The following is a 14296-nucleotide window of genomic DNA, read 5'->3' as shown; positions in this document are numbered from 1 at the left end:
AACTTCGCTTTAACCATAACCTCCTCAAGCATATTATTCTAATTATAAACTGAGACTCCACATGCAAGATATTAACAGCGCCGTTGAAACATTGGTGCAAAGCTCCAACACCTACTTTTTACTGATTGGTGCGGTCATGGTGTTTGCTATGCACGCAGGATTTGCCTTCTTAGAAGTCGGAACAGTGCGGCACAAAAATCAGGTAAATGCCCTGGTAAAAATCATTACTGACTTTGCAGTTTCCTGTATTGCCTACTTCTTTATTGGTTATTGGATAGCATACGACGTTACATTTTTTAGCAATGCTAAAGAGCTAGCAGCGAATAGCGGCTATGACTTAGTAAAATTCTTTTTCCTAATGACATTTGCCGCAGCTATTCCTGCCATCATTTCTGGAGGCATTGCTGAAAGAGCAAAGTTTTATCCATTTTTAATTGCCTCTGCACTTATTGTTGCAGTGGTATACCCATTTTATGAAGGCATAATTTGGAACGGTAACTACGGTTTTCAGGCTTGGTTAGAGCAAACCACAGGTGCTAGTTTCCATGATTTTGCTGGCTCAGTTGTGGTGCATGGAATGGGTGGGTGGTTAGCCCTAGTAGGTATTTACTTTTTGGGTTTGCGTAAAGGCCGTGAAAAAGATAATAAACTTATCGCATTTGCTCCTTCGAATATCCCATTTTTAGCTCTAGGCACATGGATATTATGTATTGGTTGGTTTGGCTTTAATGTCATGTCGGCACAAAGCATGGACGGGATAAGCGGTCTGGTAGCAATGAATTCACTTATGGCAATGGTAGGCGGTATTTTGGCGGCATTATGGTTCGGTAAAAATGACCCTGGGTTTATTCATAACGGACCATTGGCAGGTTTAGTTGCAGTATGTGCAGGTTCAGATGTCATGCATCCTATTGGGTCATTATTTGTAGGATTAATAGCCGGCTGGATTTTTGTAAAACTGTTCACTATCATGCAACAAACTAAAAAAATAGATGATGTATTAGGCGTATGGCCATTGCATGGAGTATGTGGAGCGTGGGGTGGGATTGCAACTGGCATATTTGGCCTTGAGTCTTTAGGTGGAATGGGCGGTGTAGCTTTTAGCGCACAAGTAATAGGCACAGTTGCAGGCATCGTTGTTGCCTTAGTAGGTGGCTTAGTAGTTTATGGAGTTTTGAATAAAGTGACAAACATAAGGCTCACCCAGGAAGAAGAATTTATAGGTGCCGATTTGAGCATTCATAGTATCGGTTCAGTTAATCACGACTAGAGACGTTACGCTTGCAAGGGACTTCAATGATGGAGTCTCGTCGCGACTCATTGCGACTCATTGCGACTCACAAATATAATGTCACCCAATTTACAACAGACAAAAGCTTTACCTTTCATTTAAATAACATACAGTTAGGCATTTAAAAACATGACAAGCAGCAACATGTATTCGATTATTCGCTTTGGCTCACTTTGTGGCTTGGCGTTAGTTATTGGATTTTACACATCTCATTTAGCCTTAGGTTCAACTACTGACAACTTCACTACGGGTGAAATTGTTGGTTACAGCGTGATGTTCATAAGTTCGTTAGCTATCATCATGGGAATAAAAGATTATAAACAAAAGCGTTCGCCTGCTCCTTTAGGTTTTATGGGCGCGTTAGGTGTTGGTTTAGGGATCAGCCTGATTGCCGCGCACATCTTTATATTATATAACTGGTTTTATTTAGTGTTCATTAACCCAACATTTACCTCCTCATACATCCGATATTCAGAGCAAAAAATCATCTCAAGCGGTCTAGAGCCAACGGTAATAGAGCAACAGCTTTCGGAATTAGCCGATTACGCAGACTTGGTGGGTAACAATTTCACACCGTCTATGATGATGTTTGCTACTGTTTTTGTGATTGGACTGCTGTTTTCTATAGTCAGTGCTATAGCGCTGCGTACCCCTCGAAAATAGCCCCAAAAATACAATGGAGAGCACCCAATGGAATTAGGTCAGTTTTCAGTTGGCCTTAAAGTGAAGGATATAATTAAGTCAAAAGAATTTTATGAAACCCTAGGATTTATAATCGATCCGAAGTGCGGTTCTATCGCAGATAAATGGCTTGTTTTAGAAAAGGGAACTACCGTAATAGGTTTATTTGAAGGCATGTTCGAGGCTAATATTCTCACCTTTAATCCACCCGATGTCAGAGCAATAGAAAAACATCTTAAAGACAACGGTATTGCGTTTGATACGCCGACCCAAGGTGACTCAGGCCCAACTCATTGTGTGTTGAAAGATCCTGATGATAACAGCATTATGTTTGACCAGTTTTAGAGGCCACTATTTTTATGTCTAATGAATTTATCTGTTGGAATTGTAACGAGGCTCTAAGCAATGTCATCCTCCCAATGTCAAGGCGTGAAGAGTGTGACAAATGCAAAGCAGATCAGCATGTTTGCAATATGTGCCTGTACTTTGTCAAAGACCGCTGTGAAGAAGAAAGAGCTGAGCATATAAGCGACACTAAAAAGGCTAATTTTTGCGATTATTTCAAACCTAACAACAAGGTATTTAAAATGGCCGACAACCAGAAAGCGGCTAAAGCCAAGGCTGAATTAGCCGCCTTGTTTGGCGATGTAGTTCCTGAAAAAAATCAAGATGATGAATCGTTATCACCGACTGAACTGGCTGAAAAAAAATTGCGTGAAATGTTGAACGGCTTTTAATTTTTTGGGTAATCTGCACGCAACACTAGCCAACATAGAGACAACTAATTATGCTTACTATGTGCAGACTTAGGTTAACTGCAAATTTGATTTTTTCCATTCTGCTTACCTTGATACAAGGCATCGTCCGCTCGTTTAAACAGCGTTTCGAAAGTATCATTATGATTGATTAGAGCGACCCCACCTGTCACCCACACGTTTACACCAACGGGATGCCCTATAGGGTCAGCACTAATGGCATCTTTAAGTTTATTGGCTATAGCCAGTGCGCCTTGCAAATCAGTGTTTGGTAGCAAAATGAGAAACTCTTCGCCCCCCAACGGGCTAATTTATCTTGTTCTCGCATTCCGGATTTAATCAGGTCTGCCCCAATGAGCAAAACATGGTCCCCCACATCGTGTCCATAAATGTCATTAATGTCTTTGAAATTATCGTAATCAATCAGTAGGATGCAAAACAAATTTTGGGAACGACGATAACTCTCAAAAGCGACCTGAATATACTGTTGTAATCCATGTCGATTGAAGGTGTTGGTCAGAGAATCGTTATTAGCCAAAGCTTTAAGTTCTATGTTGGCTAACTTAAGCTGTCGCGTTCGTTGTTCAACTTTAGTCTCAAGTAGCTCACTCATCAGCTCCAAATCTGCATTGTGCTCCTTAAGCTTGTCAGTCAGTGTTTCGTTATGATTACTCAACTGATTAAATCGATTATTTGTCACAAAACTCTGAGACATGATAAAACCAATAATACCTAAGCTAATAAATCTGCCTGTAGTAATCACACCACTCACATTTAAAATGTCATTCACCGCAAAAGAGAAAGCAATTAACGATCCAATCAACATCACTCCAGCGTCTCTCTGCTTATTAGTCGTAGCAACCCAGATCCTCTGCAACATTTAGAGCATAACGAACACAGCAAAAACTTCGAATAAAACTAATGGAATGCCAAAATAACGTGTAGGAAAAAATAAAACAAAGGCCAAAAAAACAATACTCACAATATAAATAAAACAACAAAATTTACGGTGAAACTCTTGATTGTAGCTTAAGTGAAAGAAATACAATGCAGTAGGAATACCAGCATAAACTTAAGAAATTTAACTTGGTTCTCAACACAAAACCACCCGCAAGTGCTAATAATGCAAAACTCATATGATCGACCGTAAACTCTCGAAGAAAAAATAGTAGACATAAACATGCAAACACCAGAGGAATGTTATCTGTTGGCCTTAAGAAGAATTGGATCAATGAGTGGATCGCCGTAATTAGCAGCGCGCCCATAATCCGCCCCAACTCGAATGATAATTTGATACTTGTATCGTTATAGAAAAGTATTTAGTCCATCAGGTATTCTAACAATGGCAGTATTGAATCCCGGTGTTCCAGCTGGTTCAGTGTCTGTCACTAAACCACCTGATGCCATAAACTTAGTATCTATATATAACCTGTAAGCACTCTCAATTTTGGGAATTCGGATAGCTAAATTATTAGCATCTTTTTCAAGAGCAACATCTAAATGATAGGTAGCAAAACCAATAGCATCATAATCTTGATTATAAGTTGAAGATTGCCAGCCACCACGCCCTTTTATAAAAGTGGACTTTTTTATAGACCCTTGCAACTGGTCAGGCTCAAGAAGCTGCTTCCAAAAGAAAGACCAGTCGCCCACTAAGGCGAGTGTTTGTCTTGAAGAAAAATCTGACGCTTGAATAGTGACTTGGCCATCATAGGCCTGTTTTGTAGTGGGTTGCAAGGCCATACTAAAATGATAAATAAGCGGCATAAATAACAACATAGTCACAAAGAACAATGCTATTGATAGCGCCTTTGACCAGATATCCATATGATATTTTCTTAGGGCAGCCATATTGTCCTTAACTAAAGCTGTATAGGAAATACCATAACAAGTTGTTGCTTATTTATACTAACAATTTCCCCCTTTACGTGTTCCTAATATTTTGGCTATTTTTTATACTTGGTATTTAAATCTATACCTTTTTCATAAAGGGCATTCATATTTTTATCCGAACCCCTGAAGTAATAGCACCACTTCATATATTGGTTTTTAAGGGCCTGGCGATAGATCCCATTAGTTTGAAAACGAACGGCTGAAGTACGACTAATATATGGCAGCCTAACGGGTTTGGCCTTACTATTTAATTTTAAACAAATCTCTGTATCTTCGAAAATATCGATTTCTGGAAGTAATCCTACATCGAGTAATAACTGTTTTTGGGCAAATAAACAATGATCTAAATAATACACGCCGCGGCAATCACCACGCATTCGATTCGAATACCAAGACGTGAAGTTTAATAAAGGGTGCTGAATATCGAACTGATGAGTAAAAGCTCCCCAATGTATATCAGGCGTATGGTTAGTTAAGGCTTTAATGCCCTCAACATCCACTAGACTTCGTGGGTGATGCAGCAGCACCATATCGAATTTAGCTAGTTTGATACCTGCATTTAGTCTACCAGCCCGGGAGCCAATATCAGTGGTGATTAGCTTGGCATTAGACTGCTTGATTATCGAAATAGTATCGTCTTGACTACCTCCATCTACACAAATGATCTCGATACCCTCTACCCCAATATAGGCATCAAGTGTCTTAGAAAGATAACCGGTTTTGAACTCGTTTAATGTAGGGATAACAATACTAAGCAAGGTAATGGGCTCTTTTGGATTTTAACTAAGCGGACTTAAACTAGTCGTCGGCTAGTAAAATAAACGTTACAATTTGTGAATATTATAACTTTGTTTATACTGAAAGAAATACCCCCATCTAAGCGTCAATTTTAGCCGTAACCACTTGGTTTTTGCCTTGCAATTTTGCCTGATAAAGGGCGTCATCTGCCAATTTAAGTAACTGGGTGGTATTGCTAGCCTGATTGTATGTTAACTCAGCTACGCCAAAACTTGCAGTCAGTGCAATCGCACCTTGCACAACACTGAATTTTATCTGGCTCAATCCATCACATATTCTTTGGCTGATTTCTGCAGCACCTTTGATATCCGTATTAGATAAAACAATGACCACTTCCTCCCCCCCGTACCTTGCAACAAAGTCATTTTTACGCAAATTAGTTTGCTGTAAATATTCAGCAATCGCTTTTAAACACGCATCCCCAACTTGATGTCCATAACCATCATTAATTTCCTTAAAGTTATCTATATCTAACATGACTAAGGACAAATGTTCTGTTTGCTGAATAGCCTCAGTAAATTTCAAATCAAAATAGCTATCAAACATTTGGCGATTATATAAGCCAGTGAGATGGTCAGTTTCTGATAACTCTTTTATCCGATCATGTTGAACCTTTAAATAATCTGCTTTATCTTCTAGTTCACGATTGCGAATAGACAACTCATTGGTTTTTTGTGCCACTTCTTTTTGTAAGTTATTAGTTAAATGTTCGGCCATATCCAGTGCAGATACAAACCTTAATGAGTGATATTGAGTTTGCGCAAACAAAAATAAAAACAGTGTATATTCAGAAACATACAAATTATAGGTGCTCGACGACGCTGCAAAAACATCATTTACCACTCCCCCAAATAAAACAAAAAAACTAACAATCATTAATGTGGAGCGGAGAGATGTAAGTATCATTGAATTTATGATTAGCCACATAGTATAAAAACTAAATATTCCTAAAAGCCCTTGGTAATAGAATAAATTATCAACAACTTGTGTTAGTTGCACCAGTAGTGTGAAAGTGACAACAAGGGCAATAATTAAGTAACCTAACTGCACGACTCGGGTAGAAAATTTAGCGGGATATAAACATGAGAAAAAGTGCGCAGCTGCTACAGCCGGCCATACTATGGTGATATATTCGAGTCTTAATAAAATATCAAAATAAGCCGGATCCCCAAAGAGGTAATAAACATAATCGGTCGATACCGCAGCCCTCAACAAAACAGAAAATGCAAACACGGCCAATAATAATAAAACACGCTCTTTGGGGCGAAATACATAAAACAGTATATTTTGAAATACAACCAGTAAACCAATCGCAATTAACGCAACACGACTGGCCAAGTCAGAAAGCAGTGCTTTATTAGCCAACTCGAATTCCCGCACATCGAATGCGCCATACATGCCTGCCCGTTTATATAATTGTGCCGAAAGGTACACCACTAAGGTACCTGAGTTAACATTTTGAGGGAGTTGTAATATTTGTGTTTTAAAGCGCATTTGTTGCGCTTCATAGTTTTTTGAAATTTTACCTGACTCACCTAAAAATTGAGCTTGCCCAGACTCATCAATCCACCATGCTTGCCAAGCATCATTGACATTACGCATGCGTATTGCCGGTTTATTGAAAGTACGACTCAAATTCTTCAGTTTGAGTATGTAAGTACCAAAACGGAGTTCATTTAAGGTCTTATCATCAATTAGAGTAGTCACGAAATTAGGTAATTGCACAATTTTGAAGTTGGCCTCAGACGCGGCAATATCTTCCAATGACGTCCACTCACCCCAGCTTAATGCCCACTCTCCAGCAAGACTTGCCTTACCATTTTTAAATTCTTTTTGGACGTCGACAGTAGGAATGGATTGGGCAGACAACAACTGTGCACTAAATAATGGGACACTAAAAACACCAATAAAAAGACTGGCTAACAACTTAATGCACTTGCCGCAGCTCAAGATGCTCTCCCTTCACTTTAATTATTGAACAGCACAATCTGGTCAAGTTGATTTTTATACAAAAAATATCATGCCATTTTAAAGCTCATGCGAATAGAGCCAATATTAATTTAGATCAGTGACTCCAAAATTTGCCTAAACCAACTTAATGCCGCGTCATGCTCGGTGTTTTTATGCCAGTATAGATGTGTTTCAATATTTGTCAGTTGCACGGGCATTGGGGCTTCTATCAACGTATTGGATTGGGCTGAGTCTGCCAGCAACTCCTTACCCAACATGTATGGCACCGTTAAAAGAAAGTCAGACTCAATCAGCATGGCTTTCGCGGCGTAATAGTTTTGGCAGCGAATGCTTATTTGCCGCGAAAGCCCTTGCTGTTGAAATAAAATATCCTCAGCCGCAGCACCACTTGGGCGATTAGAAACACCAATATGTTTAGCTGTAAAATACGTTTGCTGAGTTAAGTTATTCTCTAGAAGATGTCCTTTGCGCATTAACACACAAAACTTACCATCGATAAGTTTTGTGTGTAGTACAGGCGGTTTAATAGGTAGAGCTACATCAAACGCCATATCAATATGCCCCGCCCCTAATTCTCGTGTTAAGTTTCCCCTATCAACCTTAACACTGCTAAAGGTGGTATTAGGGGCAAGCTCAGACAACCTTTTAGCTAACTTCGGCAAAATGGAAGGTTCAAGGGCGTAATGAATACCTAAACGAAAATGATGTTGACTGCTGTGCGGTTGAAACTCTCCCCAATGCTGCAATATTTGTCTTAGGCGAGTCAGATTATCAATTATCTGCGGAGCCATACGCTGGCAAGCAGGTGTAGGTAACATCCGATTATTACTACGCTGAAACAGCGGATCACCCAGATGCTCTCGTAACCTTTTTAACGCATGACTAACCGCTGAAGGGGTAATATGCAGCACTTCTGCTGCTCGCGACATATTCTGCTCTTGATAAATACTTTCAAACACTTTGAGTAAATTAAGGTCAAGTTGCTGGACTTTTGTAACATCAGTCATCAAATACTACCCAATGAATAAAATTCATAGTAACCATATAGTATTTTTCATTTCATTCAATTTAATAAAGCGACTATTCTATACGTAATTACATGCACCTAAACTTTTGGAGCCACTATCATGGATTTTAACCACAGCAAAAAAACACAGGGTTATATTGAACGTGTTAAAGCCTTTATGGACGAACATATTTATCCAGTAGAAGAACAGATTTATACTGAAACCCATGAATTAAATCCCGGTGGTGATTGGAAAAATTGGCAAGTCCATCCACTAATTGAGCCACTCAAGAAAAAAGCGCAAGAGGCTGGGTTATGGAATCTGTTTATGCCCGACGCAGAGTTAGGCCAAGGTTTAACTACATTAGAATATGCACCATTAGCAGAACAAATGGGCAGAGTGTTATTTGCCTCTGAAATATTTAACTGCAACGCACCTGACACTGGCAACATGGAAGTGTTGTACCACTTTGGTAACGAATACCAACAACAAAAATGGCTTAAACCATTATTGGCCGGTGAGATACGCTCAGTGTTTGGTATGACAGAACCCGATGTTGCCTCTTCTGATGCCACTAATATGCAAGCTACCGTTGAAGTAGACGGTGACGAATTAGTACTTAATGGCAAAAAATGGTGGACCACAGGTTTAGGTCATCCCAACGCCAAAATTGCTATCTTTATGGCGCTGTCCAATCCAGAAAACGACAAACATAGTCAGCACAGTATGGTAGTGGTACCTCTGGATTCTCCAGGTATTGAAATCAAACGTATGTTACAAGCCTTTGGTGATTACGATGCACCTTTTGGGCATGGCGAAATGCACTTTACCAATGTGCGTGTGCCAAAAGAAAACTTGCTTGTTGGCATGGGTAAGGGTTTTGCTATTGCCCAGGGACGCCTTGGACCGGGTCGAATTCATCATTGCATGCGCTCTATTGGCGGTGCTGAAAAAGCCTTAGAACTGGCGATGCAGCGTGGCATGTCACGTACCGCTTTTGGCAAGCCTTTGATGATGCTTGGTGGCAACAGAGAGCGCGTTGCCGAAGCACGTATTGCTATCGAACAAGCTCGTTTACTGACACTGCAAGCCGCTTGGAAAATTGACAACTTAGGTGTTAAAAATGCCATGGTGGATATATCAGCGATTAAAGTAGCCGTACCCAAAATGCTTGAAGAAGTCGTAGATATGGCTATCCAAATTCATGGTGGTGCAGGTATGTGTAATGACTTCCCACTAGCCCGTTTAGCTGCTGGTGCCAGATCCTTGCGTCTAGCCGACGGCCCTGATGAAGTGCATAAAGGCATGGTTGCCCGTTTAGAACTGAAAAAGTACCAATAAATGAAAACAGTATTAATAACCGGTGGCGCTTCAGGTTTAGGTGAAGCGCTGGCGTTGCATTATGCCAAGCAAGGTTGTGAAGTGTGTATTGCTGATCTCAACTCAGAGCGCGGCCATAAAGTGGTTGATAGCATCACTAAGGCAGGTGGTGCAGCCTTCTTTTTGCCTTGTGATATCACCAACGAAGCTGATATTGAAACACTGAAACAACAACTTCAATCCCGTTGGCAGAAAGTGGATGTATTAGTCAACAATGCCGGAGTCGCCACAGGCGGCGCATTGGAATTTGAAGATATTGAACAGTGGGACTGGGTACTAAATATTAATGTTTTAGGCATGGTAAGGATGTGCCGTGCTTTTGTCCCTTTAATGAAGCAACACGGCGGCGGTAAAATAGTGAATATTGCTTCACAAGCAGGGATCACCCCTGCCCCACTAATGGGTAGTTATAACGCCAGTAAAGCTGCAGTGGTTAGCTTTTCAGAAACCATGCACCTGGAACTCACTCACGACAATATTCATGTCAGTGTGGCTTGTCCGGGTTTCTTTTCCACTAACTTAGATGAGTCACTACGCAGTAAACAACCCGGTGTGGCAAAACTCGTGAGTAAAATGCTGCATACCTATTCCGATATCACTGCGGCTCAAGTAGCCGAGGCTATCTATCAAGACAGTGAAAATTTCAAATTTATGACCATCACCCACAAAGACGGGCGCACCGCCTTTCGCATCAAACGTTGGTTACCTGCTATGCGTTATTTGGCTATGATGAAGAAACAATTGAAAAACTTTAGACCTAGAGCCTAATACCTTGAACGATGCTGATAAAAAAAACCTAATAGACAAAGCAAGCCAAGTTAGAAAGGGAGAAGAACTTAACTTAACGGGGCTCATCCCTTGGCTTGAAAGTAATATTCCTAGTCTCAAAGGTGAGCCTAGGGTGACCCAATATTCCGGTGGAGCATCTAACTGGACATACTGCTTAAGTTATCCAACTGAAGAGGGTGAAGAGGGTGCGGTGCATGAAGTCATTTTGCGCCGCGGACCTGCCGGAACCAAAGCTAAAGGTGCCCACGATATGGGTCGTGAGTATCGCTTACAAACAGCACTAAAACCTGTTTATGCTTATGTACCCGAGATGTTAGGCCATTGTGATGATGAATCAGTGTTAGGTGCAGAGTTTTACGTAATGGAAAAACTCAACGGCTTGATCCCAAGAATGAACCTGCCCAAAGGACTCAAACTTGAACAAGGCACCACAGGTCAACTTTGCCTGAATGCTTTAGATAGTCTTATTGAGTTGCACAAAGTCGATTACAAAGCGGCTGGACTCCACCATTTAGCCAAAGGTGAAGGTTATACCCAACGTCAAATAGAAGGCTGGAGTGCTCGCTATACTAAGGCCAAAACATGGAACGTACCCAGCGCTAAATATGTAATGAATTGGCTTAAAAACAATATGCCTAGTCACGAGCATATTTGCTTAACCCATAACGACTTCCGTTTTGATAATTTGGTGTTGGATGTGAATGACCCAACCAAGATCCTGGGCGTATTGGATTGGGAATTAGCCACACTGGGCGATCCCTTAATGGACTTAGGCAATAGCTTAGCCTATTGGGTGCAAGCTGATGACGACAAACTGGCCAAGTCGACTCGCCGTCAACCCACACATTTACCCGGAATGTTGACCCGTAAAGAAGTGATTACCTATTACCTTGATAAAACCGGTTTTAAAGTCGACAACTTTGCCTTTTATGAAGTCTATGGTTTATTCAGATTAGCGGCTATTGCTCAACAAATTTATTATCGATATCACCACAAACAAACGGATAATCCCGCCCTTAAACACATTGGGGTCTTTGTGCATTATTTGCTGTGGCAATGCCGTAAAGCCATCAAAGGCAAACGCTAAAGGCGAACATATATGACCGCGATTTATTTAATTAGACATGGCCAAGCATCCTTTGGCAAAGCTGAATATGATTGTTTATCTGAGCTTGGCGAACAACAAGCTAGACACATAGGCGAGAGTTTTAAAGCGAGATTAGGCGGTTTTGATAAAGTCCTACGCGGCAGTATGCAGCGACACCAGCAAACTGCAGATGGCTGTTTAACCGCTATGGGCCAAACGGATATCACCCCCCAACTAGATGCGGGATGGAATGAGTATGACCATCAAGACATACTCGCCCAATTCGACCCCCAGCTTGCCACTGCACAGGGCGTAAAAGCCTACATGAGTCGACAACAAAATCCTCATAAAGCACTAGAGCAAGTCATTGGCCAAGCCTTTAAGCGCTGGATTGGCAGCCAACACAATAGTGATTATATTGAGTCCTGGCCTGATTATCAGGCCAGGATCCAAACTGCTCTAGCTCACTTAATAAGTGAGCTAGATGGTGAAAAACGTGTAGCCGTATTTAGTTCAGGTGGACCGATAGCGTTATTATCTCAAGCCATACTCGGTGTACCCGCAGAAAACCTCATGGCGCTTAACTGGACTCTAGTAAACTGCGGTATCACCAAATTAATCAGCACCAGAAAAGGTGCTATTTTATCGTCACTAAACGAACACAGCGCATTCGAAGGCGATCGTAAACACCTTCTGACTTACAAATAACAGCTAAAAAACAGAATTTTAAACCACAGAGAAAAATGAGGTCACCGGGTGCCCTCGTGTTCCTCTGTGGTGAATAAAATTTTAGCTTTTAGTTCATCTAACCAATAATAAGCGAATAAACAAGATGATCAGACAAAATATTTTAATTACGGGTGCTAGCTCGGGTTTGGGTAAAGGCATGGCGATTGAGTTTGCCAAGATGGGGCGTAACTTAGCTTTATGCGCACGCAGAATGGACAACTTAGAGGCACTTAAACAAGAATTGTTGACAATTAACCCCGATATTAAAGTGTTTATTCGCTCATTAGATGTTAACGACCACGACCAAGTGTTTGAGGTAGTCAAAGCCTTTGCTGCAGATTTAGGCAGTCTGGACCGCGTAATAGTGAATGCTGGAATGGGTAAAGGGGCCTCGTTAGGCACAGGGTATTTTAAAGCCAATAAACAAACTGCTGTGACCAACTTTGTTTCAGCCTTAGCCCAATGTGAAGCAGCCATGGAAATTTTTCGAAGTCAAAACGCAGGGCATTTAGTCACAATATCCTCGGTCAGTGCAGTACGTGGGGCCCGCAGAGCCATGACAGTTTATGCTGCCACCAAAGCCGCGTTAACCTCGATGTCTGAAGGTATTCGTATTGATGTACTTAACACACCGATTAAAGTTACCACTATTCATCCAGGCTTTATTCGTACTGAGATAAATGAAAAAGTAAAAACGGTGCCTTTTATTGTAGACTTAGAAACAGGCTGTAAAGCCATAGTCAAAGATATCGAAAAAGAAGTGGCGAGCTGTTTTGTGCCAAAATGGCCTTGGGCTTTATTTAGGTACATTGCGCGAATTGCGCCATTAAGTCTGTTAGCTAAAATGAGTTAACTAAAAGGTATATCCAATGCAGAGAATATACAGTGAGGCGAAGTGAGGTCTGAGGGATGTTGCTCTTCTTTTTCTATGTGAATACGATGCGCGACGCCAAGTGACCTCTGCCGTTTAAAACGTTAAATTTTAATTAGGAACAGTTCCCCAATGAGCGATTCGATTTTAACCCAAGTTATTCTGCCTTTAGTGTTGGCGCTTATCATGTTTGGTATGGGTTTAAGCTTAACCAAACAAGACTTTTTAGAGCTTGGTAAAGAGCCTAAGCCGGTCGCGATAGGTTTGTTTGGGCAACTACTAATCTTGCCTCTACTGGCTTACGGTATCGCAATATTTTTTAATTTATCTGAGCACTTAGCGGTAGGCATAATGATACTTGCTGCCTGCCCCGGTGGTACTAGCTCGAATATTCTTAGTCAGTTAGCCAGAGCAAACCTCGCGCTGTCGGTTAGTCTAACCGCAGTGACCACATTGATTTGTGTTGTCACCACCCCACTTATTATTCGCTTTGCTATAGAGGAATTTAACGACACCCCAGTTGAGTCATTTTCATTATTGAGTACCACCTTAGGTCTTATTTTCATTACCTTAATACCGGTACTTGTCGGTATCTTAATCAGGCACAACTTTGCTAATTTTGCGATACGCAGCGAGGTGTTTTTTAGGCGGCTTTCTACTGGTTTTTTAATATTTATGATAGCGGCCATTACCTACCAAGAACGAACAACGTTTTTAACGTCCTTTGCATTATTGTCAGAAGCTGTTATCTCATTAAATCTATTGGCTATAGGTAGTGGATTGTTGCTAGGGTTAATCTTTAAACTAGTTAAACGAGATACTGTGACATTGGGCATTGAAGTCGGCGTTCAAAATAGCGCAATGGCGATGCTGATCTCCATCACTTTTTTAGACAGACCCGATTATGCTATTGCTGCAGGCATATATGGTCTAGCGATGTATCTGGGTGCGGGATTATTGATATTTGGAGCTAGGCGCTTTCCAACTAAAAGCATTGCCAAGAGTGTCTGAAATGTTGTGGCTGGAAGTACCCGCCACAACATT

The 14296-nt window shown here is 41.0% G+C and carries 14 protein-coding genes and 1 pseudogene; 10 read left to right on the top strand and 5 right to left on the bottom strand.

Features of this window, described 5'->3' with window-relative positions; all coding sequences use genetic code 11:
* The first annotated feature begins 61 nt into the window (after nucleotides 1-61).
* The 4 genes from C427_RS05360 to C427_RS05345 all read left to right on the top strand — a co-directional run bounded on the left by C427_RS05360 (nucleotide 62) and on the right by C427_RS05345 (nucleotide 2709).
* Nucleotides 62-1270 carry an ammonium transporter gene (locus C427_RS05360; protein ID WP_007639545.1) on the top strand — a complete coding sequence of 403 codons (1209 nt, stop codon included), beginning with the start codon at nucleotides 62-64 and terminating at the stop codon, nucleotides 1268-1270.
* Nucleotides 1271-1420: 150 nt separating this feature from the next.
* Nucleotides 1421-1954, top strand: coding sequence for a DUF4199 domain-containing protein (locus tag C427_RS05355; RefSeq protein ID WP_226991185.1), 534 nt, complete (start codon nucleotides 1421-1423; stop codon nucleotides 1952-1954).
* A 27-nt stretch (nucleotides 1955-1981) separates the two neighbouring features.
* A complete protein-coding gene (locus C427_RS05350; RefSeq protein ID WP_007639553.1) occupies nucleotides 1982-2317 on the top strand; it encodes a VOC family protein in 336 nt (111 codons plus the stop codon).
* Nucleotides 2318-2331: 14 nt separating this feature from the next.
* Nucleotides 2332-2709, top strand: a complete 378-nt coding sequence (locus C427_RS05345) for a hypothetical protein (RefSeq protein WP_226991186.1) — start codon at nucleotides 2332-2334, stop codon at nucleotides 2707-2709.
* Nucleotides 2710-2783: 74 nt separating this feature from the next.
* On the opposite strand, the pseudogene C427_RS05340 reads toward C427_RS05345, so the two are convergent.
* The 5 genes and pseudogenes from C427_RS05340 to C427_RS05320 form a co-directional block, all read right to left on the bottom strand.
* Nucleotides 2784-3340 (bottom strand): annotated as a pseudogene (locus tag C427_RS05340) (GGDEF domain-containing protein).
* 692 nt (nucleotides 3341-4032) lie between these two features.
* Nucleotides 4033-4554 (bottom strand): hypothetical protein, encoded by a 522-nt coding sequence (locus C427_RS05335; RefSeq protein ID WP_148285886.1) that lies wholly within the window; start codon nucleotides 4552-4554, stop codon nucleotides 4033-4035.
* A gap of 119 nt (nucleotides 4555-4673) precedes the next feature.
* Complete coding sequence (locus tag C427_RS05330; RefSeq protein ID WP_007639572.1) at nucleotides 4674-5378, bottom strand: glycosyltransferase; 705 nt, start codon at nucleotides 5376-5378, stop codon at nucleotides 4674-4676.
* Nucleotides 5379-5496: 118 nt separating this feature from the next.
* Entirely contained in the window at nucleotides 5497-7368 is a 1872-nt protein-coding gene (locus C427_RS05325) for a sensor domain-containing diguanylate cyclase (protein ID WP_007639574.1), read from the bottom strand.
* Nucleotides 7369-7478: 110 nt separating this feature from the next.
* Nucleotides 7479-8396 carry a LysR family transcriptional regulator gene (locus tag C427_RS05320; protein ID WP_007639575.1) on the bottom strand — a complete coding sequence of 306 codons (918 nt, stop codon included), beginning with the start codon at nucleotides 8394-8396 and terminating at the stop codon, nucleotides 7479-7481.
* Between the two features lie 120 nt (nucleotides 8397-8516).
* Between C427_RS05320 and C427_RS05315 the strand changes: the two genes are divergently transcribed.
* The 6 genes from C427_RS05315 (at nucleotide 8517) to C427_RS05290 (ending at nucleotide 14263) form a co-directional block, all read left to right on the top strand.
* Complete coding sequence (locus tag C427_RS05315; RefSeq protein ID WP_007639576.1) at nucleotides 8517-9737, top strand: acyl-CoA dehydrogenase family protein; 1221 nt, start codon at nucleotides 8517-8519, stop codon at nucleotides 9735-9737.
* Nucleotides 9738-10544 (top strand): SDR family oxidoreductase, encoded by an 807-nt coding sequence (locus C427_RS05310; protein ID WP_007639578.1) that lies wholly within the window; start codon nucleotides 9738-9740, stop codon nucleotides 10542-10544.
* A gap of 4 nt (nucleotides 10545-10548) precedes the next feature.
* The gene (locus tag C427_RS05305; protein ID WP_007639581.1) at nucleotides 10549-11652 is read left to right on the top strand and encodes a phosphotransferase family protein; all 1104 of its coding nucleotides are present in this window, start codon (nucleotides 10549-10551) and stop codon (nucleotides 11650-11652) included.
* A gap of 12 nt (nucleotides 11653-11664) precedes the next feature.
* Nucleotides 11665-12360 (top strand): histidine phosphatase family protein, encoded by a 696-nt coding sequence (locus C427_RS05300; protein WP_007639583.1) that lies wholly within the window; start codon nucleotides 11665-11667, stop codon nucleotides 12358-12360.
* 124 nt (nucleotides 12361-12484) lie between these two features.
* Nucleotides 12485-13234 (top strand): SDR family oxidoreductase, encoded by a 750-nt coding sequence (locus tag C427_RS05295; protein WP_007639585.1) that lies wholly within the window; start codon nucleotides 12485-12487, stop codon nucleotides 13232-13234.
* A gap of 150 nt (nucleotides 13235-13384) precedes the next feature.
* Nucleotides 13385-14263: a bile acid:sodium symporter family protein gene (locus tag C427_RS05290; protein ID WP_007639587.1), complete on the top strand. Its 879-nt coding sequence runs from the start codon at nucleotides 13385-13387 to the stop codon at nucleotides 14261-14263.
* The last annotated feature ends 33 nt before the right edge of the window (nucleotides 14264-14296 follow it).

Source organism: Paraglaciecola psychrophila 170 (assembly GCF_000347635.1).
Lineage (GTDB): Bacteria > Pseudomonadota > Gammaproteobacteria > Enterobacterales > Alteromonadaceae > Paraglaciecola > Paraglaciecola psychrophila.
Note: the sequence above shows the minus strand (reverse complement) of the source record. Positions and strands in the feature narration are given on the sequence as shown.

Coding starts and splice junctions, on each gene's coding strand:
- C427_RS05360 (WP_007639545.1), top strand. CDS start 62: ATGCAAGATATTAACAGCGCCGTTGAAACATTGGTGCAAAGCTCCAAC.
- C427_RS05355 (WP_226991185.1), top strand. CDS start 1,421: ATGACAAGCAGCAACATGTATTCGATTATTCGCTTTGGCTCACTTTGT.
- C427_RS05350 (WP_007639553.1), top strand. CDS start 1,982: ATGGAATTAGGTCAGTTTTCAGTTGGCCTTAAAGTGAAGGATATAATT.
- C427_RS05345 (WP_226991186.1), top strand. CDS start 2,332: ATGTCTAATGAATTTATCTGTTGGAATTGTAACGAGGCTCTAAGCAAT.
- C427_RS05335 (WP_148285886.1), bottom strand. CDS start 4,554: ATGGATATCTGGTCAAAGGCGCTATCAATAGCATTGTTCTTTGTGACT.
- C427_RS05320 (WP_007639575.1), bottom strand. CDS start 8,396: ATGACTGATGTTACAAAAGTCCAGCAACTTGACCTTAATTTACTCAAA.
- C427_RS05315 (WP_007639576.1), top strand. CDS start 8,517: ATGGATTTTAACCACAGCAAAAAAACACAGGGTTATATTGAACGTGTT.
- C427_RS05310 (WP_007639578.1), top strand. CDS start 9,738: ATGAAAACAGTATTAATAACCGGTGGCGCTTCAGGTTTAGGTGAAGCG.
- C427_RS05300 (WP_007639583.1), top strand. CDS start 11,665: ATGACCGCGATTTATTTAATTAGACATGGCCAAGCATCCTTTGGCAAA.
- C427_RS05295 (WP_007639585.1), top strand. CDS start 12,485: ATGATCAGACAAAATATTTTAATTACGGGTGCTAGCTCGGGTTTGGGT.
- C427_RS05290 (WP_007639587.1), top strand. CDS start 13,385: ATGAGCGATTCGATTTTAACCCAAGTTATTCTGCCTTTAGTGTTGGCG.